General features: G+C 72.7%; 23 protein-coding genes. 12 read left to right on the top strand and 11 right to left on the bottom strand.

Annotated features, from left to right (window positions below):
* Window positions 1–49 precede the first annotated feature (49 nt).
* Window positions 50–1,135: a phosphatase PAP2 family protein gene (locus ABZU74_RS21305; protein ID WP_355426439.1), complete on the top strand. Its 1,086-nt coding sequence runs from the start codon at window positions 50–52 to the stop codon at window positions 1,133–1,135.
* A gap of 80 nt (window positions 1,136–1,215) precedes the next feature.
* Here ABZU74_RS21305 and ABZU74_RS21300 read toward each other — a convergent pair whose 3' ends face one another.
* From ABZU74_RS21300 to ABZU74_RS21290, 3 genes are all read right to left on the bottom strand, one after another.
* The gene (locus tag ABZU74_RS21300) at window positions 1,216–2,688 is read right to left on the bottom strand and encodes a PH domain-containing protein (protein WP_355426436.1); all 1,473 of its coding nucleotides are present in this window, start codon (window positions 2,686–2,688) and stop codon (window positions 1,216–1,218) included.
* A 43-nt stretch (window positions 2,689–2,731) separates the two neighbouring features.
* Window positions 2,732–3,265 (bottom strand): PH domain-containing protein, encoded by a 534-nt coding sequence (locus ABZU74_RS21295; protein ID WP_355426506.1) that lies wholly within the window; start codon window positions 3,263–3,265, stop codon window positions 2,732–2,734.
* Between the two features lie 242 nt (window positions 3,266–3,507).
* Complete coding sequence (locus tag ABZU74_RS21290) at window positions 3,508–3,738, bottom strand: hypothetical protein (protein WP_355426433.1); 231 nt, start codon at window positions 3,736–3,738, stop codon at window positions 3,508–3,510.
* A gap of 241 nt (window positions 3,739–3,979) precedes the next feature.
* On the opposite strand from ABZU74_RS21290, the gene ABZU74_RS21285 reads away from it, so the two are divergent.
* From ABZU74_RS21285 to ABZU74_RS21275, 3 genes are read left to right on the top strand one after another with little or no spacing between them, the layout of a single operon-like run.
* Complete coding sequence (locus ABZU74_RS21285) at window positions 3,980–5,077, top strand: MoxR family ATPase (protein WP_355426430.1); 1,098 nt, start codon at window positions 3,980–3,982, stop codon at window positions 5,075–5,077.
* On the top strand, window positions 5,056–6,057 hold the full coding sequence (locus ABZU74_RS21280; protein ID WP_355426427.1) for a DUF58 domain-containing protein: 1,002 nt from the start codon (window positions 5,056–5,058) through the stop codon (window positions 6,055–6,057). Before ABZU74_RS21285 ends, ABZU74_RS21280 begins: the two co-directional genes overlap by 22 nt.
* The gene (locus tag ABZU74_RS21275) at window positions 6,054–7,004 is read left to right on the top strand and encodes a VWA domain-containing protein (protein WP_238659225.1); all 951 of its coding nucleotides are present in this window, start codon (window positions 6,054–6,056) and stop codon (window positions 7,002–7,004) included. The genes ABZU74_RS21280 and ABZU74_RS21275 overlap by 4 nt, the downstream gene beginning before the upstream one ends.
* 90 nt (window positions 7,005–7,094) lie before the next feature.
* Here ABZU74_RS21275 and ABZU74_RS21270 read toward each other — a convergent pair whose 3' ends face one another.
* The 5 genes from ABZU74_RS21270 to ABZU74_RS21250 all read right to left on the bottom strand — a co-directional run bounded on the left by ABZU74_RS21270 (window position 7,095) and on the right by ABZU74_RS21250 (window position 11,527).
* Entirely contained in the window at window positions 7,095–7,310 is a 216-nt protein-coding gene (locus ABZU74_RS21270; RefSeq protein WP_196925116.1) for a hypothetical protein, read from the bottom strand.
* 62 nt (window positions 7,311–7,372) lie between these two features.
* Window positions 7,373–8,638 carry an acyltransferase gene (locus ABZU74_RS21265; RefSeq protein WP_355426424.1) on the bottom strand — a complete coding sequence of 422 codons (1,266 nt, stop codon included), beginning with the start codon at window positions 8,636–8,638 and terminating at the stop codon, window positions 7,373–7,375.
* Window positions 8,635–9,540, bottom strand: a complete 906-nt coding sequence (locus tag ABZU74_RS21260) for an alpha/beta hydrolase (protein ID WP_355426422.1) — start codon at window positions 9,538–9,540, stop codon at window positions 8,635–8,637. The genes ABZU74_RS21265 and ABZU74_RS21260 overlap by 4 nt, the downstream gene beginning before the upstream one ends.
* 98 nt (window positions 9,541–9,638) lie before the next feature.
* Complete coding sequence (locus ABZU74_RS21255; protein ID WP_355426419.1) at window positions 9,639–10,301, bottom strand: response regulator transcription factor; 663 nt, start codon at window positions 10,299–10,301, stop codon at window positions 9,639–9,641.
* Window positions 10,298–11,527 carry a histidine kinase gene (locus ABZU74_RS21250; RefSeq protein WP_355426416.1) on the bottom strand — a complete coding sequence of 410 codons (1,230 nt, stop codon included), beginning with the start codon at window positions 11,525–11,527 and terminating at the stop codon, window positions 10,298–10,300. Before ABZU74_RS21250 ends, ABZU74_RS21255 begins: the two co-directional genes overlap by 4 nt.
* 155 nt (window positions 11,528–11,682) lie before the next feature.
* On the opposite strand from ABZU74_RS21250, the gene fabG reads away from it, so the two are divergent.
* The 4 genes from fabG (at window position 11,683) to ABZU74_RS21230 (ending at window position 15,105) form a co-directional block, all read left to right on the top strand.
* Entirely contained in the window at window positions 11,683–12,387 is a 705-nt protein-coding gene (gene fabG, locus ABZU74_RS21245; RefSeq protein ID WP_355426413.1) for a 3-oxoacyl-ACP reductase FabG, read from the top strand.
* 27 nt (window positions 12,388–12,414) lie between these two features.
* A complete protein-coding gene (fabI, locus tag ABZU74_RS21240) occupies window positions 12,415–13,182 on the top strand; it encodes an enoyl-ACP reductase FabI (RefSeq protein ID WP_091403861.1) in 768 nt (255 codons plus the stop codon).
* 99 nt (window positions 13,183–13,281) lie between these two features.
* Entirely contained in the window at window positions 13,282–14,310 is a 1,029-nt protein-coding gene (locus tag ABZU74_RS21235) for a ferrochelatase (protein WP_355426410.1), read from the top strand.
* 15 nt (window positions 14,311–14,325) lie between these two features.
* The gene (locus ABZU74_RS21230; protein ID WP_091403868.1) at window positions 14,326–15,105 is read left to right on the top strand and encodes an HAD-IIA family hydrolase; all 780 of its coding nucleotides are present in this window, start codon (window positions 14,326–14,328) and stop codon (window positions 15,103–15,105) included.
* Between the two features lie 63 nt (window positions 15,106–15,168).
* Here ABZU74_RS21230 and ABZU74_RS21225 read toward each other — a convergent pair whose 3' ends face one another.
* On the bottom strand, window positions 15,169–15,963 hold the full coding sequence (locus ABZU74_RS21225; protein ID WP_355426407.1) for a hypothetical protein: 795 nt from the start codon (window positions 15,961–15,963) through the stop codon (window positions 15,169–15,171).
* A gap of 141 nt (window positions 15,964–16,104) precedes the next feature.
* Window positions 16,105–16,680, bottom strand: coding sequence for a TetR/AcrR family transcriptional regulator (locus ABZU74_RS21220; protein ID WP_355426404.1), 576 nt, complete (start codon window positions 16,678–16,680; stop codon window positions 16,105–16,107).
* 71 nt (window positions 16,681–16,751) lie between these two features.
* Between ABZU74_RS21220 and ABZU74_RS21215 the strand changes: the two genes are divergently transcribed.
* Together ABZU74_RS21215 and ABZU74_RS21210 are read left to right on the top strand one after the other, a co-directional pair.
* On the top strand, window positions 16,752–17,705 hold the full coding sequence (locus ABZU74_RS21215) for a chlorophyllase (RefSeq protein WP_355426401.1): 954 nt from the start codon (window positions 16,752–16,754) through the stop codon (window positions 17,703–17,705).
* Window positions 17,706–17,782: 77 nt separating this feature from the next.
* Complete coding sequence (locus tag ABZU74_RS21210) at window positions 17,783–18,595, top strand: DUF3097 domain-containing protein (RefSeq protein WP_355426397.1); 813 nt, start codon at window positions 17,783–17,785, stop codon at window positions 18,593–18,595.
* 33 nt (window positions 18,596–18,628) lie between these two features.
* On the opposite strand, the gene ABZU74_RS21205 is transcribed toward ABZU74_RS21210, so the two are convergent.
* Window positions 18,629–19,930, bottom strand: coding sequence for a serine hydrolase domain-containing protein (locus ABZU74_RS21205; protein ID WP_355426394.1), 1,302 nt, complete (start codon window positions 19,928–19,930; stop codon window positions 18,629–18,631).
* Between the two features lie 120 nt (window positions 19,931–20,050).
* Here ABZU74_RS21205 and ABZU74_RS21200 point away from each other — a divergent pair, with 120 nt between their 5' ends.
* Window positions 20,051–20,524, top strand: coding sequence for an NfeD family protein (locus ABZU74_RS21200; RefSeq protein ID WP_355426391.1), 474 nt, complete (start codon window positions 20,051–20,053; stop codon window positions 20,522–20,524).
* A 5-nt stretch (window positions 20,525–20,529) separates the two neighbouring features.
* The gene (locus tag ABZU74_RS21195; protein ID WP_355426388.1) at window positions 20,530–21,636 is read left to right on the top strand and encodes an SPFH domain-containing protein; all 1,107 of its coding nucleotides are present in this window, start codon (window positions 20,530–20,532) and stop codon (window positions 21,634–21,636) included.
* Window positions 21,637–21,730 lie beyond the last annotated feature (94 nt).

Here is a 21,730-nt window from a genome sequence, read left to right as displayed (position 1 = left end):
GGGTGGTCCCCGTCGGTCGATGCCGTCCCCGTCGTTAACCTTGACCCCGATGGCCGTCGTGACTGACCCCCAGCCCCCCGCCCGGACCGACCCGCCCGCGTCCCCGGACGGGGGTCGTCGGCGCGTCATCGCGATGACCGTCTGGGCGGTCGCCTTCGTCGCCGCGTGGCTGGCCATCGGCCTGCCCACCGACCCGGCGTACGCCTTCGTCTGGATCTGGCTCGCGACCATCGCCTGGAACAGCGAGCGGCCCTGGCGCAGTCACCTGCGCTTCGCCCGGGACTGGGTGCCTGTGGTGCTGCTGTTCGTGGTCTACAACCTCTCGCGCGGCTTCGCCGACAACGGGGCCACCCCGCACGCGATGGAGTTGATCGTCGCCGACCGGTTCATGTTCGGCTGGGCCACCGGCGGTGAGGTGCCCACCGTCTGGTTGCAGCAGCACCTCTACCACCCGCAGGTGCACTGGTGGGATGTCGCGGCGAGCTGGGTGTACTTCTCCCACTTCGTGGTGGCGCTGACCGCCGCCGCGGTGCTCTGGCTGCGCGACCGGCGCCGCTGGGCCGCGTACATGCGGCGCTGGGGTTTCCTCTGCGCGGCGGGTCTGGTCACCTACTTCATCTACCCGGCCGCCCCGCCCTGGTGGGCGGCGCAGAACGGCCTGCTCACCGAGGTCGCCCGGATCTCGACCCGGGGGTGGAAGGCGTTCGGTATGCACGGCGCCGGCAACGTCCTCAACGCCGGCCAGATCGCCTCCAACCCGGTCGCCGCGATGCCGTCGCTGCACACCGCGTGGGCGTTGTTCGTGGTGCTGTTCTTCCTGACCGCCACCCGTCGTCGCTGGTGGCCCCTGCTGCTCGCGTACCCGCTGGCGATGACCTTCACCCTGGTCTACTCGGGTGAGCACTACGTGATCGACGTGCTGGTCGGCTGGGCGTACGTGGGCCTGACGTTCCTGGTGGTCGGTCTGGCGGAGCGTGGCTGGGCGGCCTGGCGCACCCGCCACCCGAGCGCCAAGTCGGGACCGGCCACGGAACCCCCACCGAAGCCCACCGACCCCCCGCCCGGTCAACCCGAGGCCCCCACACCCCGCGAACCAGACACCACCACCCACCCCGCGATCCCCGCCGACCACTAACCCCCACCCCGGCCCCCCGGCCCGTGCGGTACGCCCCGGCCCGTGCGGTACGCCCCGGGCGCAGGGGAGAGGGCAGGGGGTCAGGGTTGGGTGCGGGCTTGGTGGGCTCTCGTGGTCAGGTCGGCAGCCAGGGCCCAGGCCTCTGCCAGGTCGCGGTCCTGGGCGGTGGCGCCGGACCCGCCCGCGGTGTCCGCGTGTACGGAGGCCAACCCCAGCCGGCGCTGGATGGGCCCCTGGACCACTCGCACGCTCTGGATCCGGGCGTACGGCACTATCACCAGCTGCCGGGTGAGCCGCCCGGACCGGGTGGCGAAGACCCGCTCGAACAGCCCCGCGCCGAACGCGGCACGGCCCAGTGGGTGCAGCCAACGGGTCCGGCGCGGCGGTGGGCTCAGCGTGAGCGCGTCGAGGCGTACCCCGGGAAGCACCTCGGTGACGATCATCGTCGCCGTCGCCAGGTCGCCGACCGGCAGCAGCCGGTCGGGCCGGTTGCGGTCGTCGGCCTCCGCGACGGAGTAACCGGCCACCTCCAGCCGCAGCCGCAGCCAGCCCTTCATCCGCCACAGCAGCGGCCAGGTGGCCCGCACGGTCTGCACCCGCTCCAACGGCACGGTCTGCGCCCGCGTCTCCAGCAGGCCGTTGTGCACCCGCAGCGTGCCGCCGTCGCGGGCCAGCCGGAAGTTCCAGTCGTCGAGGACCCGGCGGACCGGTTGCAGCAGCACACCGGCCATCGCGGTCAGTGTGCTCGCCACCGCCACGAACGACCATGACCCGGCGGTGAGGAACTGCACCACGACGAAGGCCACGCCGAACGGGAGCAGGAACGCCTGCGGGGTGAGCAGTTGGCTGATCAGCAGGTTCTGGTTGCGTACCGCGTGCAGTGGCCGGCCCCGCACGGCCGCCGGCGGCGTCGCACCCGGGGCCACCCGGACGGCCGCGTCGCCGGGCTCGGGCAGCTGCGCCACCCGCCCGGCCAGCGCCAGCAGACGCTCGCGTAGCACTGCCGCGTCGGCCACCCCGAGGTACGCCAGTGGCGCCTCGGTCTTGCCTCCGCCGACCACCTCAAGACGCAGCTCGGCCAGGCCGGTGAGCTGGGCGAGCAGCGGCCGGACCACCTCCACGGCCTGCAACCGTTCCAACGGGATGGCCCGGGTACGCCGCCAGAGCAGCCCCTCGTAAACCCGAAGCTCCCGGCCGACGACGTGGTAGCCGGTGTTGTACCAGCTGATCACCGACAGCACTGTGGCGCCGAGCGCCAGCACCGCCACCATCGCGGCGAACCAGCCGAAGCCCACCCGGGACAGCGTCGACCAGGACAGCCCGGCGATCACCACGACCAGGGACTTGGCGCCGTGCAGCACCGGGCTGAGCGGGTGCAGTCGCTGCCGGGGTTCGCCCTCGCCGCCGCCGGCTGGTGCCGGCCACGGCGCGGGTGCCCCCGGCGGCCCGGGGGGAGCCGCGCCAGTAGGCGCCGTGCCGGCGGGCAGCACCGGCCCCGGTGGCGTCGGGCTGGTGGGTGGCACGGTGCTCGGTTCGGCAGGCCCGTCGTTCATGGGAGCGGCCCTCGGCGCGGCCGGCGGTCACCCGCGTGGGTGCTCACAGCCCCTCCGCCCGGTCCTCGCCGAGCGCGGTGAGCCGATCGCGCAGCCGGGACGCCTCCGCCGGCCGCAGCCCGGGCACCCGGGCGTCGCTCGCCGCCGCCGCGGTGTGCAACTGCACGGTGGCCAGGTCGAACGCGCGCTCCAACGGCCCGGCGCTCACGTCCACGAACTGCATCCGCGAGTACGGCACGATGGAGAGCCGGCGGACCAGCAGCCCGTGCCGGACCAGCAGGTCGTTCTCCCGCTCGGCGTACCCCCAGGCCCGGACCGCGCGGACGATCGCGATGGCCCGCCACGCGCCCAGCACCAGCACGACGGCGACGGCGAGCCCGAACAGCCAGTGGCCGCTGAACGCCCAGCCGACCGCCGTTACCACCAGCCCGACGGCGACCACGATCGCCAGCCGGATCAGCTCGACCCAGATCAGGTCGGTGGAGATCGGCTGCCAGTTGACAGTGTCCGGCCAGGGTTCGAGGGGACCTCGGCCACTCGGCGCGGCCGTCAGCAGCGCGCCGGGCTCGGGCGGCAGGAGGCCCGGGGGCGGCAGGTCGGGCGCGCGCTGGTCGGCGGCGGGTGTCGGCCGGTGACCGGGCGGCAGCGCGCCCGGTGGCAGCGGGGCGGGCGTCGAGACGTCCGGCGCGGCGGGCTCCGGGCCGAGCGTGCCGGGTGCGGGGAACGCGCCGGGCGGCGGCTCGACGCCGGGCGGTGCGGTGGCCGGGGTGGGCGGCCAGGACGGGGAGGTGGGGCCGGAGGAAGCCGGAGGGTCGCCGCTCACAGGTCGAGCGTAGGCGATCCGGGCACCGGAGTGACGGCACGCAGGAAGCCCCGAGCGTCGAGGAAGTCACCGAGGCTGCCCCGATGGTCGGCGCAGGCCAACCAGGTCTTGCGCCGATCGGCGTCGTGCAGGCGGGGATTGTTCCACTCCAGCGCCCAGACGGCGGCGGACCGGCAGCCCCGGGCCGAGCAGACCGGGGCCTCGTCGGTGGGGGAGGGGATGCTCATCCCGGCCAGTCTAGGGCGGCGGGACGGAGAGGTTGAGCGCCGGGCGACCACGGGGGGAGCCGCCCGGCGACGGGGTGAATCGTACACGCGACGGGCCGGTCCGTGCACACCCAAGATGCGCGATTCGGCTGCTGGGGACGGCGCGGCCAAAATCGGCTTCTCCCCACCTCCACACTCAGCAAGGCGTGCGAGTCTTGATACCGCACGAGCCGCGACGACCGACAAATGCTGTGGAGGACCGGTGGCCCAGCCGACCATGCCCGACGCCCCGACGCCGAACGGAGCGGCACCCACGCCGGTGACCACACCGGCGCAGGACGCCACCCTGCTGGAGAAGGGCCTGTTCGAGATCAAACGTGTGATCGTCGGGCAGGACCGGATGGTGGAGCGGATGTTCGTCGCGCTGCTCGCCCGCGGCCACTGCCTGCTCGAAGGCGTGCCCGGGGTGGCCAAGACCCTGGCGGTGGAGACCCTCGCCAAGGTCGTCGGTGGGTCCTTCGCCCGGGTGCAGTTCACCCCGGACCTGGTGCCCGCCGACATCATGGGCACCCGGATCTACCGGCAGTCCAGCGAGAAGTTCGACGTCGAGCTGGGCCCGGTCTTCGTCAACTTCCTGCTCGCCGACGAGATCAACCGGGCGCCGGCGAAGGTGCAGTCCGCGCTGCTGGAGGTGATGAGCGAGCGGCAGGTGTCCATCGGTGGGGAGAGCCACCGGGTGCCCGACCCGTTCCTGGTGATGGCCACCCAGAACCCGATCGAGCAGGAGGGTGTCTACCCGCTGCCCGAGGCGCAGCGGGACCGCTTCCTCATGAAGATCGTGGTGGGCTACCCGACCGACGCGGAGGAACGGGAGATCGTCTACCGGATGGGCGTGGCCGCGCCCGAGCCGACCGCCGTGTTCGACACCCCGGAGCTGATCGCCCTGCAACGCAAGGCGGACCAGGTCTTCGTCCACAACGCCCTGGTCGACTACGCGGTCCGGTTGGTGCTGGCCACTCGCGCCCCGGCCGAGCACGGCATGCCCGACGTCGCACAACTGATCCAGTACGGTGCCAGCCCGCGCGCTTCGCTGGGCCTGGTCCGGGCCACCCGCGCGTTGGCGCTGCTGCGCGGGCGTGACTACGCGCTGCCGCAGGACGTGCAGGACATCGCGCCGGACATCCTGCGGCACCGGTTGGTGCTCAGCTACGACGCGCTCGCCGACGACGTGCCCGCCGACCACATCGTGCAGCGGGTGATGTCGACGATTCCGCTCCCGGCGGTCGCTCCCCGGCAGCAGGCCACCCCGCCGTCGATCGCGCCGCCGCCGGGCGCTGGTTGGCCCGGGCAGCGGCCGTGACCTCACCCACCCCTCGTCCGGCGCCCCTCGCCGACCGTAGCGAGGCCGTGCTGTCCCGGCTTCAGTTGCTCGTCACCCGCAAGCTCGACGGTCTGCTCCAGGGCGACTACGCCGGCCTGCTGCCCGGACCGGGCAGTGAGGCGGGAGAGTCCCGGGAGTACCGCCCCGGCGACGACGTGCGCCGGATGGACTGGCCGGTCACGGCACGGACCACCACACCGCACGTGCGGCGTACGGTCGCCGACCGGGAGTTGGAGACGTGGCTCGCGCTGGACCTCTCCGCCAGCCTGGACTTCGGCACGGGGCAGTGGCTCAAACGGGAGGTCGTGGTGGCCGCCGCGGCGGCCATCACCCACCTGACCGTGCGTGGGGGTAACCGGATCGGCGCCGTGATCGGCACCGGGGGCGGGGTGTCCACGCCGGCCCGACGCTGGCGCGGCGGAACGCAGCCGGCCGGGCCCGGGGTGCTCACCCGGTTGCCGGCCCGCTCCGGCCGCAAGGAGGCGCAGGGCCTGCTGCGTGCCGTCGCCGGCACCGCCATCCAGCCCGGCCGTGGTGACCTGGGCGCGCTGATCGACATGCTCAACCGGCCGCCCCGCCGCCGCGGGGTGGCGGTGGTGGTCTCGGACTTCCTCGCGCCGGCCGAGCAGTGGGCGCGGCCGCTGCGTAAGCTGCGCGTCCGGCACGACGTGCTGGCGATCGAGGTGGTCGACCCGCGCGAGCTGGAGCTGCCCGACGTGGGCGTGTTGCCGGTGGTCGACCCGGAGAGCGGCGATCTGCACGAGGTGCAGACCGCCGACCCGCGGCTGCGGCAGCGCTACGCCGAGGCTGCCACCGCCCAACGGGCCACGATCGCCGCCGCCCTGCGCGGCGCCGGCGTGGCCCACCTGCGTCTGCGTACCGACCGAGACTGGCTGCTGGACATGGTGCGATTCGTGGCCGCGCAGCGGCACGCGCGTACCCGGGGGACGACACGATGATCCGTTTTCTGCAACCGTGGTGGCTGCTGGCTGTGCTGCCGGTGTTCGCCCTCGCCGCGTTCTACGTCTGGCGGCAGTTGCACCGCCGGGCGTACGCGATGCGGTTCACCAATGTGGACCTGCTGCGGACGGTGGCGCCGAAGGGCCTGGGCTGGCGTCGGCACGTCCCGGCGACCGCGTTCCTGCTCTGCCTGCTGGTGCTGGCCACCGCGCTGGCCCGTCCGGCTGTGGACACCAAGGAGCCGCTGGAGCGGGCCACTGTGATGCTCGCCATCGACGTGTCGTTGTCGATGCAGGCCGACGACGTGGCGCCGAATCGGCTGGAGGCGGCCCAGGAGGCGGCCAAGCAGTTCGTCAGTGAGCTGCCGGAGAGCTACAACCTGGGCCTCGTGTCGTTTGCCAAGGCGGCGAACGTGCTGGTGCCGCCGGGCAAGGACCGGGACGCGGTGACCAGCGCCATCGACGGACTGGTGCTGGCCGAGGCGACTGCGACAGGTGAGGCGGTGTTCACCTGCCTGGAGGCGATCCGGTCGGTGCCGGCCGACGGCGCGGCGGGCATTCCGCCGGCCCGGATCGTGTTGCTCTCCGACGGGTTCCGGACTTCAGGTCGGGCGGTGGAGGAGGCGGCGGCGGCCGCGCAGGCAGCGAACGTGCCGGTCTCCACGATCGCCTTCGGCACCGACACCGGCCAGGTCGACATCGGCGGGCAGTTGCAGCGGGTGCCGGTGGACCGGTTGGCCCTCGCCGAGCTGGCCGAGACCACCGAGGGGTACTTCTACGAGGCGGCCTCGGTGAGTGAGTTGAAGCAGGTTTATCAGGACATGGGCAGCTCGATCGGGTTCCGCACCGAGCCGCGTGAGGTGACCCAGTGGTACGCCGGGGTGGCGTTGCTGCTGGCGCTCTGCGCGGGCGCGTTCAGTCTGCTCTGGTCGTCCCGGATGCTGTAGCCGGTGCGCCGGCGGCGGTCGACGACCGCCGCCGGCACCAGCACGAGGCAGCGCCCGCCACCGGTCAGCGACACCGCCGGTCCGGAGCGGTCAGTGACCGCCGCCGGCGAGCACGAAGACGATGGCCACCCAGACGGCGGCGAGGGTGAAGCCCAGCGGGGCGACGTAACGGCTCATGACGGCTCCGGGTGGCGGCTGGACGGTCCGCGTGCGGGGGCGGACCGCAGGGGGTGGGGACGCGCACACGAAGTCGTGACCGGGCGGCTCCCGGCGACCGCCCGGGATCGGGCGGCGCGGCACACTCACCTCGGCGACTGCCGAGGTGGTGGGGAGCGGAGCGGGGTCAGCTCACCAGACTGAGTCGTGGCTCAGCGGGACTGACCATCGGCCCGGCCACGACTGGGAGGATCGCTATCTCGCACAGCGATCACCTCCTGCAAGTCGGGCGGGCCGGAACGTCGATGATCGTACACCTGCGGTGCCGGCGGAACGCACTCGGCCGACCGGCCGGCGACCCCTCCACCGCCCGGCTGGCGACACCGCTCCCCACCAGCGCGTACGCCTCGGCGGACCGACCTCGGGCGGCCCACCCGGACGACCGTGACCAGCACCACGACGAGCAACGGCAGCCAGCAGCAGCGCGCCAGCACCCACCCCGGGTCGTCCGGAGCGGTGTGCAGACCGGGCACTGCCAGCCCGCCGCGGGCGGTCAGCGCGGTCACCGCCACCAGTACCGGCTGGTGCCACAGGTAGATCCGGACCGCGAACCGGTTCACCTCGGTCACCGCCCGGCCCGGCAGCGGCCGGGTCAGCAGCCGTTGCAGCGCCGGCCGGGCGAGCAGCCCCAACCCGACCTGGGTGACCGCCAGCGCCACGATCAGCAGCGACGGCGGGTTCAGGTTGGACACCCCGGCCCCGGGCACACCGACCGCGCTCACCGGGTAGCCCAGCGCTAGCAGCGCCGCCAGCGCGACCGCACCACCGGCCGCCAACGTGCCGCCCGCCCGCCGGCCGTCCAGCCGCCCGTCGGCGTGTGCCACGCCCAGCAGGTACGGCACCGACCAGGCCGCCAGCACGGTGACCGGGGGCAGGTCGGTGCCGGCCGGCAGCAGCCGGACGGCCAGGTCGGCCGCGGCGACCACGACCACCGCCGGCGTGCCGCACCGCGCGACCCCCCACCGGCGGACCGCGATCCGCAACGGGCCGGTCACCGCGACCAGGATCACCAGCGGTAGCAGGAACCACAGCGGGCTGACCGCGAGCCGCAGCGCGACGGCGAGTGTGTCGTCCGAGGTGCCGAGGACGGTGGCGGCGAGCAGCACGGCGGCACCCACACCGAGCAGCGCCACGGCGGGCAGCAGCAGCCGTCGCAGCCGTCCGACCAGCCAACCGCCCGCACCGCCCGGGTGGCGGGCCAGCGACCGGGTCGAGCCGAACCCGGCGGTGAAGAAGAACAGCCCGAGCGTCTGCAACACCCAGGTCACCGGGGCCAGGTCGGGCAGGGCGGTCAGCGGACTGGCCTGGTGCAGCCCGCCGTCGCCGGCCAGCACCAACCCGGTGACCAGCCAGTGCCCCAGCACCACCCCGCCGATGGCGTACGCCCGCAGCGCGTCGACCGCACGGTCCCGCTTCACCGGGCGTCCCCGATCCGGCCGGCGTCGACGCCGCCCAGCACCACCGCAGCCACCGCGACCAACGCGGCGCTGCCTGACGAAAGGTAACCGTCGTGACCCGCCACCCCACCCACCGGCAGGGGCCGGGCGCCGAACGCCGGGTCGCCGGGTCGCCGGCCGAAGCCCACGCCGGGCAGCCGCACCGGCGGTATCCGACGGATCCAGTCGGTGGGCGCCTCGGCCGCCCAGAACCGCCGCCCGCCGGGCAGGTCGTCGGCGCGCTGCACTCCGGCGCCGACGCCGCCGAGGCTGACCACGTCGGTGACCTGGGACGGGGCGTCCACCGCCGCCAGCGACACCACGAGCGCGCCGTAGCTGTGCCCGAGCAGCGTGATCGTCGCCGTCGGACGCCGCCCGGCCAGCTCCCGCAGCAGCGTGGCCAGCCCGGCCGCGCCACGCCGGGCGCTGACGCCACCGGCGGCGGTCAACACCCCGTCGGGCGGGTCGTAGCCGAGCCAGGCCAGCACCGCGACCCGCGCCGCCGGGGCGGTCGCCCGCAGCTCCCGGTAGAGCTGACCGGCCTGCACCGCGGGCGCCCGCCGGGCCACCCCGCCCAACCCCCTGTCGAAGTCGGCGAGGGTGCTGCCGACCCCCGGCACCAGCACCGCGATCCGGTCCGCGTCGGCGAGGTCGCCGAGCACCTCGACCGCTCGGCCGTCACCGCGCGCGTCGAACAGCAGGAACCGGCGTCCGTCGGCCGCCCAGTCCGCGTACGGGGGGCCGGCCGCGCGCATCGCCGCCGCCATCACGGGGTACGCCTCGACGAACCCCGCCGCCGTGGCCGGCTCGGGTCGGGTCGGCAGGACCAGGTTCACGCCGAGCAGCGCGGCCATCGCCACCCGGCTGGCACTTCGTCGTCGCATCAGTTCTCCCTCCGGAATGTCGTTCGGAGGGAGATTGCGCCCACTGGCGGGGCCCGGTCGTCGTCCCGGAGAGCCGTTCCCGGGCTGGCTCCCCGGGGCTACTCGCCGGCGGCCACCAGACCTGTCTCGTACGCCAGCACCACGGCCTGGGCCCGGTCGCGCAGACCCAGCTTGGCCAGGATCCGCCCGACGTGGGTCTTCACTGTCTGCTCGGCCACCACCAGGTCACCAGCGATCTCGGAGTTGTTGCGGCCCCGGGCGATCAACCGCAGCACCTCGGTCTCGCGGGGCGTGAGCCCGGCCAGGTCGGTGGGGCGCGGACGGCGGCGGTCCGGACGGGCCGCGAACTCGGCGATCAACCGACGGGTGACCGCCGGGGCGAGCAGCGCGTCCCCGGCCGCCACCACCCGCACCGCCTGCACCAGATCGGCCGCCGGGGCGTCCTTGAGCAGGAACCCGCTGGCCCCGGCGCGCAGCGCCTCGTACACGTAGTCGTCCAGGTCGAAGGTGGTGAGGATGAGCACCCGGGGTCGCTGCGCCGACCGGTCACCGAGCAGCTTGCGGGTGGCCTCCAGCCCGTCCATGACCGGCATCCGCACGTCCATCAGCACCACGTCCGGGTCGAGGTGGCGGGCGGCGGCCACTGCTTGCGCCCCGTCGGCGGCGTCACCCACCACCAGCAGGTCCGGTTGGGCGGCGAGCAGCGCGCCGAAGCCCTGCCGGACCATCGCCTGGTCGTCGGCGATCAGCACCCGGATCATCGGTCCCCGCCCTCCGCGTCGTACGGCAACTCGGCCGCCACCGCGTAACCCCCGTCGGGCAGCGGCCCGGCGGTGAACGTACCGCCCAGCGAGGTGGCCCGTTCCCGCATGCCGGTCAGCCCGTGCCCGGAGCCGCCGTCGGCGGTCGGTCGGACGTCGGCCGGGGAGTTTTCGACGCGTACCCCCAGGCTGGACCGACCGGCGCGGACGGTGACCCGCACCGCGGCGCCGGCCGCGTGGCGGGCCGCGTTGGCCAGGCCCTCCTGCACGATGCGGTACGCGGCCAGCCCGACCGGCGCGGGCACCCGGTCGTCGTCCACCGGCGCGGCGTCGACGGTGACCGGCAGCCCGGCCCGGCGGGCCGCGTCCACCATCGCGCCCAGGTCGGTGAGGTCCGGCTGCGGTGCGGTCTCCGCCCCGCTCGTCTCGCTGCGCAGCACCCCCAGCAGTCGCCGCATGTCGGTAAGCGCGTCGCGGGCCGACGCGGCGATGGCGACGAACTCGGCGGCTGCCGGTGCCGGCACGTCGGTCAGCCGGTACGGAGCCGTCTCCGCCTGCACCGCGATCAGCGACATGTGGTGGGCCACCACGTCGTGCAGCTCCCGGGCGATCCGGGTGCGTTCCTCCAGCACCGCGCGGCGTTCCTGCTCCCGTTCGCTCAGCTCGGCCTGCGCCGCCAGCGCGTGCCGGGACAGCCGGTTGCGGCGGATCAGGTCGCCCACGATCGCCAGCGCGCCGAGCAGCAGCAGGACGGGGACCCGGTTGTCGGGATGGACGAGGGTGAGCACCGGCACCGTGCTGATCGCCACCACCCAGGCCAGCACCGGCCGGTCGACCCGTGCGACGACCACCGCCACCACCGCGATCGACCCGAGCGCCAGCGGCGGGGTCCACGGCCAGGCCTGGTCGGCCGGCGCGTTGAACGTGCAGATCAGCAGGGCCAGCACCGTCAGCCGCCAGGCCAGCAGCGGACGCCGGGGCAGCGCCAGCAGCGGCGCCACCGTCATCGCCGCGAACAGGAGCGCGATCGGAGGCGGCAGGCCCCAGTTGCTCTCCACCGTCAACGTGATCAGGAAGAGGCCGAGCGCGGCGAGCAGACCGACCGGCGCGGCGTAGCGGGCCGGCCCGGGCCAACGGGCCAGCAGCGGCCGTTCGGGCCGGGCGTCCGGGCCGAGCACTGTCTGCCGCAGGGCCCGCAGGGCCACCGCGATCGGATGCCGGTTCACCACCCGGAGGCTACGGGCCGACCCCGTCACGAGGCGTGCCACCAGGGGTTGATCCCGGTGTCGTACCCCAGTGTGACGCGACTCCCGTTAGCGCTTACCTGCCGGTAACGCCTAGGCTCCGACGCGTCCGTGCTGACCATTCGCAAGGGGGAACAGTGGCCCGTACCGTGCTGGTGACCGGGGGCAACCGGGGAATCGGCCTGGCCATCGCGCAGGCCTTCGCCAAGCAGGGCGACCGGGTGGCGGTCACCCACCGCAGCGGCGACGCGCCCGACGGGCTCTTCGGCGTCCGCGCCGACGTCACCGACGCCGCCTCGATCGACGCCGCGTTCACCGCCGTCGAGGCCGAGCTGGGGCCGGTCGAGGTGATCGTCGCCAACGCCGGCATGACCGCCGACACGCTGCTGTTGCGGATGACCGAGGAGCAGTTCACCGACGTGGTGGACACCAACCTCACCGGCGCGTTCCGGGTCGCGAAGCGGGCCTCCGGCAAGATGCTCCGGGCCAAGTGGGGCCGCATGATCTTCATCTCCTCGGTGGTCGGCCTCGCCGGCGGCGCCGGGCAGGTCAACTACGCCGCCAGCAAGGCCGGCCTCGTCGGCGTCGCCCGTTCGATCACCCGGGAGCTGGGCAGCCGCAACATCACCGCGAACGTGGTGGCGCCCGGCTTCATCGACACGGACATGACAGCCGGCCTCTCCGACGACCGCAAGGCGGAGATCCTCAAGTCCATCCCGGCCGGCCGGATGGCCAGCCCGGACGAGGTCGCCGCCGTGGTCACCTGGCTGGCCTCGGACAGCGCCGGGTACGTCTCCGGCGCCGTCATCCCGGTCGACGGCGGCCTCGGCATGGGCCACTAACCCTTTTGACTACGGAGGAAATCAGCGATGTCCGGACTGCTCGCCGGTAAGCGACTGCTCGTCACCGGTGTCATCACCGACGCCTCGATCGCCTTCTCGGTGGCGAAGCTCGCTCAGGAAAATGGCGCGCAGGTCGTGCTCACCGGCTACGGCCGGCTCTCCCTGGTCGAGCGGATCGCCAAGCGGCTGCCCGAGCCGGCGCCGGTCATCGAGGTCGACGTCACCAACACCGAGCACCTGGCCGGCCTCGCCGACCGGGTACGCGAGCACGTCGACGGCCTCGACGGCGTCGTGCACTCGATCGGCTTCGCACCGCAGAGCTGCCTGGGCGGCGGGTTCCTCGACGCGCCCTGGGAGGACGTGGCGACCGCCCTGCACGTCTCCACCTTCTCGTACAAGTCGCTGGCCATGGCGGCGCTGCCGCTGATGTCGCCCGGCGGCGCGGTGGTCGGCCTGACCTTCGACGCCACGAAGGCATGGCCGGTCTACGACTGGATGGGCGTGGCCAAGGCCGGCCTGGAGTCCGCGTCCCGTTACCTGGCGCTGCACCTGGGCAAGCAGGGCATCCGCAGCAACCTGGTGGCCGCCGGGCCGCTGCGCACCATCGCCGCGAAGTCGATCCCCGGCTTCGACCAGTTCGAGGACGCCTGGGCCGAGCGGGCCCCGCTGGGCTGGAGCCTCACCGACCAGGAGCCCGCCGCGCGGGCCTGCCTGGCGCTGCTCTCCGACTGGTTCCCGGCCACCACCGGCGAGATCGTCCACGTCGACGGCGGCTACCACGCCATCGGTTCCTGACCCGCACCGCGACGCTCCCTGGTCGCCGTTCGCGTGATCTACGCGTCCGGACCAGGGGGCGTCGCCGGGACGTCCCGGTCGAGGGGCAAGAATGACCCCATGTCGTACGACGCGGTGGTGCTGGTGTCCTTCGGCGGGCCCGAACGGCCCGAGGACGTGATGCCGTTCCTGCAGAACGTGACCCGGGGCCGGGGGGTGCCGCCCGAGCGGCTGGCCGAGGTCGCCGAGCACTACCAGCACTTCGGTGGGGTGTCCCCGATCAACCAGCAGTGCCGGGACCTGTTGGCCGCGGTCCGCGCCGACTTCGCCGCGCACGGTCTCGACCTGCCCATCTACTGGGGCAACCGCAACTGGGACCCGATGCTCGCCGACACCGTGACCCAGATGCGCGACGACGGGGTCACCCGGGCGTTGGCGTTCGTCACCAGCGCGTACGGCGGCTACTCGTCCTGCCGGCAGTACCAGGAGGACATCGCCGCCGCGCGTGCCGCGGTCGGCCCGGATGCCCCGGTGATCGAGAAGCTGCGCCAGTTCTGGGACCATCCCGGTTTCGTCGAGCCGCACGTCGACGCGGTCCGGGCAGCCCTGGGCCAGCTCGACCCGGCGAAGCGGGACACCACCCGGCTGGTCTTCACCGCCCACTCCATCCCCAGCTCGATGGCGGCCAACGCCGGCCCGCACGGCGGCCGGTACGAGGCGCAGCTGCACGAGACCGCCCGGCTCGTCGCCGCGGCCGCCGCGCCCGACCTGGCGTACGACCTGGTCTGGCAGAGCCGTTCCGGCCCGCCGCAGGTGCCGTGGCTGGAGCCGGACATCAACGATCACCTGGCCGCTCTCGCGCAGGGCGGCACCACCGGTGTGGTGGTCAGCCCGATCGGGTTCGTCTCCGATCACCTGGAGGTCGTGTGGGACCTGGACACCGAAGCGTTGGAGACGGCGAAGCAGCTCGGCCTGGACTTCGTCCGGGCCGGAACGCCGGGCACCGACCCGCGTTTCGTGACCATGGTGCGTGAGCTGGTCACCGAGCGGACCGACCCGGACGGCGCGCAGGTGCGCCGCCGCCTGGGCGAGCTGCCCATGTGGGACACCTGCCCCACCGTCTGTTGCGTGCCGACCCGTCGCCCCTGACCTCTGAGGATCATCATGCATGACCGCAAGCCTGTGCAGAGTTGGCTGACCGACATGGACGGCGTGCTGGTGCACGAGGGCCAGCCGGTGCCCGGCGCGCCGGAGTTCATCAACCGGATGCGCGCCTCCGGCAAGCCGTTCCTGGTGTTGACCAACAACTCGATCTACACACCACGGGACCTGACGGCCCGGCTCAGCCGGATGGGGCTGGACGTGCCGGAGGAGTCGATCTGGTCCTCCGCCCTGGCCACCGGCCAGTTCCTCGCCGACCAGCGGCCGGGTGGCACCGCGTACGTCATCGGTGAGGCCGGGCTGACCACGGCGCTGCACGCCGTCGGCTACGTGCTGACCGACTTCGCCCCCGACTACGTGGTGCTCGGCGAGACCCGCACCTACAGCTTCGAGGCGATCACCAAGGCCGTCCGCCTGATCAACGACGGCGCCCGGTTCATCTGCACCAACCCCGACGTGACCGGCCCGTCCGTGGAAGGCGCGCTACCCGCCGCCGGCTCGGTCGCCGCCATGATCTCCAAGGCGACCGGCGTCGAGCCGTACTTCGTCGGTAAGCCCAACCCGATGATGATGCGCTCTGCGCTCAACACCATAAACGCGCACTCGGAGAGCACCGCGATGATCGGTGACCGGATGGACACCGACATCCTGTGCGGTCTGGAGGCTGGGCTGGAGACCATCCTGGTGCTCACCGGGATCAGCAGTCGCACCGAGGCGGAGCGTTACCCGTACCGCCCGTCCCGGATCATCAACTCGGTCGCCGACCTGCTCGACGAGATCTGACCAGCGCCCCGTCACCGCCGTGCCGCCGGTGGTGACCGTGGCGGCGCTCCCGGCGGGCTGCGGTCAGGGGCGCAGTGGCGCGTTGCAGGCGGCCACCAGCGCCTGCCGGCAGGCAGCGGTCAGGGGACGAAGTGCCGCGTCCCGTTGCTGCGCCTCGTAGTTGTTGATCGCCCCGCCGGGCGCGGAGTGCCCGGCCAGCGCGAGCACCCGGTCGAGCACCGCGGCCCGGGCGAAGAGCCGACGGGCCCGCGGGTCGAAGCCCGGTGGCAGATCGGTGGCGCCGTCGGGGCGACGCAGAGCGGCCAGCGCGCCCGCCAGCTCGGGCCGCCACTGGGCCACGTCGAGGCGGGTCAACGCGGCGGTCGTCTCGGCCAGCGCGGCGGCCAGCTCGGCCTCCGCCTCGGCGGCGCCGGGCAACGAGAGTGACGCGGCGGGGGCGTTGGCCGGCAGCGGGTACACCCGCCACAGCACCGTCTCGAAACAGTCCCCGGAGCCGGAGGTGTGCGAGCGCACCTCCGGGATCAACCCGAGCCCGCCGGCGACCACCGCCTCACCCGTGATCAGCGCCGCGCCGGCGAAGTCGCCGGGGCCGGGCAACCCCCGGGGGTCGCCCGGCGCGGGTAGCACCAGGCGGATCTCGTCCGGGGTGAGCTTGGCCAGGGTGGGCAGCGCGGCGCCCAGCGGGACGTCGGTCCAGGTGCCCGGGGCGTCCGCAACGAGATGTTCCTCGTCGCCGGCGATGGCGTCGGCGACCTCGTCGTACGGCACCAACCCGGCGCGCCACGCGCGCACCCAGGCAACGAACCGGCTCGACCGGCGCGGCGCGAGTGTGGCCGCGCCCGTTGCGGGGGTGGACATGCCGAAAGGGTACGTGGTCACGACCGGCCCTGTCTCGACTGCCGCTCCGGCCGCCCTGCGTGCCCCGAACTGCCCCCTTCGCCCGATCCTCGCCCGCAGCACCGTCAACTCGCTTGCCCGGCCCGCGTGCCTCCCTGAGCGCTAGCGCAGCCGCAAGCCCGCGATGACGAGCCCGACCATGAGGCGCGCGTCGTAGTCAGGGCTGTCGGCGCCGATGCAGAGGTTGCCGATGCCGTGCATCAGGACGAGGGCGTCCATGTCGGGAATGATCTCGCCCGCCGTGCTGGCGGCGTCGAGCAGTTCGGCGCAGACGGGGACGAGCCGGTCGAGGAAGTAGGCGTGCAGCGTCTGGAAGGCGCCGTCGTCGGACCGCATCGCCTCGGCCAGGCCGTGCTTGGTGACCAGGAAGTCGACGAAGAGGTGGATCCAGCTCGCCAGGGCCGCGTGCGGTGTGGCGCTCTCCGTCAATAGCACCGGGCCGGCCTCGGCGCATGCCTCGACCTGGTGTCGGTACACAGCGACGATCAGGTCGGCGCGCGTCGGGAAGTGGCGGTAGATCGTCCCGACGCCGACGCCCGCCCTGGCGGCGATGTCGCGCACCGGCGCATTGACTCCGGAGGCGACGAATGCCGCAGCGGCAGCCTCCAGTAGTGCCCTCTCGTTGCGCCGTGAATCCGCCCGCTGCTTCCGCGGGGCGCCCGACTCCGTGCCGGTCACCATCGCCTCCGTCACATCCCTTGAAAAGCGGAACCGTGTTCCGTATGTCTTAACGGAACCAAGTTCCGCATATGCAGCATGCCAGAACGGCAGGCCGATACCAAGTCACCGAGGAGCGCGTCATGCACGCAATGCCAGAGCCCACGCCCGTTGTCTCAGTTCACCCCGTCACGGTGCCGGCCCCGGATTGCGGCGACGATCTGCACGTACGGGTCTCCGCACCAACGACCGGCCACGAACTGCCCGTCATCGTCTTCTCGCACGGCTTCGGCGGTGCGGCCACCCTCTACGGTCCGCTGGTCGACTTCTGGGCCTCGCACGGGTTCGTCGTCATCCAGCCCACCCACCTCGACTCACGGCGACTGAACCTTCCGCCCGGCGACCCCCGCACCCCACGGATCTGGCGAATCCGGGTGGACGACCTGAAGCGCAGCCTCGACCAGCTCGACCTGCTGGAGTCGTCAGTCCCCGGCCTCGCCGGACGTCTCGACCGCACCCGCATCGCCGTGGCGGGCCACTCCTGGGGTGCCCAGACGGCGAGCACCCTGCTGGGGGCCCGGGTCCTCGACGCCGACGGCAACCCCGGAGAGGAGATGCTCGACCCACGGATCACGGCAGGCGTCCTGCTGGCCGTGACCGGCCGGGGCGGAGGCGATCTCTCTCCGTTCGCGGCCGAGCACTTTCCCTTCATGAGCCCGAGCTTCGCGGGTATGAACACCCCTACCCTCGTCGTCGCGGGCGATCGGGACGACTCCCCGTTGTCAGTCCGTGGACCGGACTGGTTCACCGACGCGTACCACCTGAACCCGGGGAACAAGAGCCTGCTCACGCTGTTCGGAGCGGAGCACTCGCTCGGCGGCATCTCCGACTACGAAGCCAGGGAGACGACTGACGAGAGCCCTGAGCGGGTCGCTCTGATCCAGCGGCTCACCTGGGCCTACCTCCGGGACGCCCTCGGCCTCAAGGACTCCGTCTGGCCGGCACCTGTCGAGAGCACCCTGGGCCGCCTCGAATCCACTGCGTGATCGACGCGGTGGTGGGGCCGTGGGTGCGGCGGTGTGTCGGAGGGCGGGGTGATGGTCTGGGAGTTAGCGTGATCGACATGGCGGGGCGATACGGCGAGGACGTGTTGGCGGGGGACTGGCGCCGGCGGAAGGTCACCCCCGAGGTGGACGCCGAGCCGGATCTCGTGGTCGAGGATGCCGACTCCGGGTTCTGCGGAGCGGTGGTGGGCTTCGAGGCGGGCGCTGTGGTGTTGGAGGACCGGCACGGTAAACGGCGCAACTTCCCGCTGCTGCCGGCGGCGTTCCTGCTCGACGGTCGCCCGGTGACGTTGCGCCGCCCCACCCGCGCAGCGGTGCCGGCGGCCCGTCGGCGGACCGCGTCCGGTTCGGTCGCTGTGGACAACGTGCGGGCCCAGGTGGCGAAGGCCAGCCGAATCTGGGTGGAGGGCATCCACGACGCCGCGCTTGTCGAGCGGATCTGGGGCGACGACCTACGGATCGAGGGCGTGGTGGTCGAGCCGTTGGACGGCATCGACGCCCTCGACGCCGAGGTACGCGACTTCGGCCCCGGCCCGACCCGACGACTTGGCGTGCTCGTCGACCACCTGGTGCCGGGCAGCAAGGAGAGTCGGATCGTGGCCCGGGTGAACTCGCCGCACGTGCTGGTGACCGGGCACCCCTACGTGGACGTGTGGCAGGCGGTCAAACCGGCGGCGTTGGGCATCGCCGCCTGGCCGGTGGTGCCGCCGGGGCGGCCGTGGAAGGAGGGGGTCTGCGCGGCCCTCGGGGTGGCCGAGCCGGCCGACATGTGGCGGCACATCCTGTCCAGGGTGAACAGCTTCGCCGACGTGGAGACACCCCTGATCAACGCCATGGAACGCCTCATCGACTTCGTCACCGAGCCCGCCTGACCGCCTGGTCCGCCAGATCCGCCCAGCGGCGGGTCAGGGAGCCTCGTCCGGGCTACGGGTGAAGACGAACGTGGCGATGTCGACAGCCGTCGCCCGTCCGCTGTCGTCGCGCAGCACCGACAGGATCTCGCCGTTCTCCGGGCCGGAGCGTCCCCGCCAGCGGTCCGTCCCCTCGGCGGTGAACCGGCTCACCCGCTCACCGCGTACATGGGCCACCAGGTCACCCGCGTCCCAGCTCAGGTCCAGCGGAGTGCCCATCCACCACCAGCGACCGGTCAGCTCGGCCAACTCGGCGCCGGGCGCGGCGGTGGCCGGCTGCCACGGCTGCGGGAACGCCGGCTCGGCGTCCAGCACGCTGGTCAGCAACCGGCGGCCGAGTCCGGTGATCGGGAAGCCGTACGAGTTGGCGAAGCCGATCACGGCGGTACGGGTGGGCCGGTGCACCACGAGGGCGGCAACGTACCCGGGCATCGAGCCGCCGTGCCCGACGTACACGCGTTCGCCGTCCCGGTAGAGCTCCAACCCCAGGCCGTGCCCGCCGGTCCAGGATTCGGGGTCGCTGATCACCACGGGGGAGCACATCTCGGTCAGGGTCTCGGCGGCCAGCACCGACGGGTCCGGGTCGGCCAGGAACGCTGCCCAACGGCCCAGGTCTTCGATCGTCGACCAGAGCTGCCCGGCGGGGGCCATGGCGCCGGTGTCGGTACGGGGTTCCTCGCGCACCGTGTGGTGCCAGGGGTGGACGACGTAGCCGCGGGCGTACGGCTCGGTGGCCGCGTAGGTGGTGCGGCGCAGGCCCAGCGGGGTGAGGATCCGTTCGTCGAGCAGGTCGGCCCAGGGTGTCCCGGTGAGCCGTTCGAGCAACCCGCCGAGCAGCCCGTACGCCAGGTTGGAGTAGTGGTACGTGCGGTGCGGCGGGTAAGCGATCTTGTCGGGGTCGACATCGGCGAGCAGGGTGGTCAGATCGACGCCCGCCGCCCGCTCCCACCAGTCGCCCTCGGGTTCGCGTTGCATGCCGCTGGCATGACCGAGCAGTTGGCGCACTGTGAGAGCGCCCACACCAGTGCCCGGCAGGTGCTGCTCCAGCGGGTCGTCGAGGGCCAGTCGGCCGGCGTCGCGCAACTGCATGATCAGGGTGGCGGTCATCGTCTTGCTGATCGAGCCCAGCCGGTACTGCAGGTCGACATCCGGGCGGGGGCTTTCGCCGGCGACGGCCACATGCGCCAGTGTGCCGTCGCGGACCACGCCCAGCACCAGCGACGGGGTGCGCCCGTCGGCCTGTGCCTGGGCGACCCGGATGTCGATCTGTCGGGCGGTCTCGGGTAGCAGGGTCAACGGGATCTCCTCGGGTCGGGCCGCCGATACGTGGTGGTTTGACAAGCCGGAAAGGGTTTCGCCGAGCCTACTGATCTTCGCGGGGAGGTCGCGCGTGCATTTGCGTGTCACGATCGGGGGGTGGACGCCGTGGTGTGGATCGTTTTGGGTGTGCTGCTGGCCGTCGCCGAGATTTTCACGACGACGCTATTTCTGATCATGTTCGGGGCCGGTGCGTTCGCCGCCGCCGGTGCGGCCGCCCTGGGCGCGCCGGTCGCCGTGCAGGCGCTGGTCTTCGCTGTGGTGTCAGCGTTGAGTCTGGTGGTGGTCCGGCCGGTCATCCGGCGGCACAGCCGCTCCGCGCTGGAGAGCGGTGAGCAGCCGTTCGGCGTGGAGGCGATCGAGGGCTCCACGGCGCTGGTGCTGGAACGGGTGGACGCCGAGCACGGTCTCGTCAAGATCGACGGGGAGTTGTGGAGCGCCCGGTCGTACGACACGACACAGATTTATGACCCCGGTCAACGGGTTCGGGTGATAAAGGTCCGGGGCGCGACCGCCCTGGTGTGGCAGGACGATGTTTCTTCCGCCGGCGAACTGCCGGAATCGAGAGGGTGAACGGGATGACCTTAATCGGGGTGGTGGTGATCGCGGTGGCGTTGATCGCCGTGATAACGCTGGCCAAGGCGGTGCGGATCGTGCCGCAGCAACGCCAGGACGTGGTGGAACGGCTCGGCAAGTACAAGCGCACCCTCAGCCCCGGCCTCAACCTGCTGGTGCCGTTCATCGACGCGGTCCGTACCAAGGTCGACATGCGGGAGCAGGTGGTCAGCTTCCCGCCGCAGCCGGTGATCACCTCGGACAACCTGGTGGTCTCGATCGACACGGTTCTCTACTTCAAGGTGGTCGACTCGGTCCGGGCGACCTACGAGATCTCCAGCTTCCTCCAGGCCATCGAGCAGTTGACCGTCACCACGTTGCGTAACGTGATCGGTTCGCTCGATCTGGAGCGGGCGCTGACCAGCCGGGACGAGATCAACCGGCACCTCTCGGGCGTGCTGGACGAGACCACCGGCCGTTGGGGCATCAAGGTGACCCGGGTGGAGATCAAGGCCATCGAGCCGCCGGCCAGCATCCGCGACTCGATGGAGAAGCAGATGCGCGCCGAGCGGGACCGCCGTGCGGCGATCCTGACCGCCGAGGGTCACAAGCAGTCGGTGATCCTCACCGCCGAGGGTGACAAGCAGTCGGCGGTGCTGCGGGCCGACGGTGACCGGCAGGCCCGCATCCTGCAGGCCGAGGGTCAGGCGAAGGCGATCCGGACGGTCTTCGACGCGATCCACCAGGCCAACCCGAGCCAGAAGGTGCTCGCCTACCAGTACCTGCAGGCTCTGCCGCAGATCGCCCAGGGCAGCGCCAACAAGGTCTGGATCGTCCCGGCCGAGCTGACCAAGGCACTGGAGGGGATGGGTGGCGCGCTCGGTGGGCTGAGCCAGATGGTGGGGGACCTGCCCGCACCGGAGGCCGCGGACCAGGCGAGCCAGGTCGAGCGCGAGGCCGCGGAGGCCGCGCAGGCCGCTGCGGACGCCGCCCAGCAGATCCACGACGAGGTACGCGTCGCCGAGGCGCAGGCCACCGGCGGCAAGGGGCCGCAGGGGCTGCCCGCACCGGAGCCGGTGTCGCCGACCAGCCTCGTCGAGGACCCGGCCGACAAGCGCGAACGCGGCTGATCCGGTACGCCGGCCACCCGGCCGGGTAGGGGTTGGGTCGAAGCCTCGACCGGGGCGTTGACCCGCGGCTTTAATACGAGAAAGACTCATGGGG

It is taken from the genome of Micromonospora sp. NPDC005171 (genome assembly GCF_040608575.1).
In the GTDB taxonomy this organism is placed as follows: domain Bacteria; phylum Actinomycetota; class Actinomycetes; order Mycobacteriales; family Micromonosporaceae; genus Micromonospora.
The sequence above is the reverse complement of the archived record's forward strand: the minus strand, read 5'-3'. Positions and strand labels throughout refer to the sequence as shown.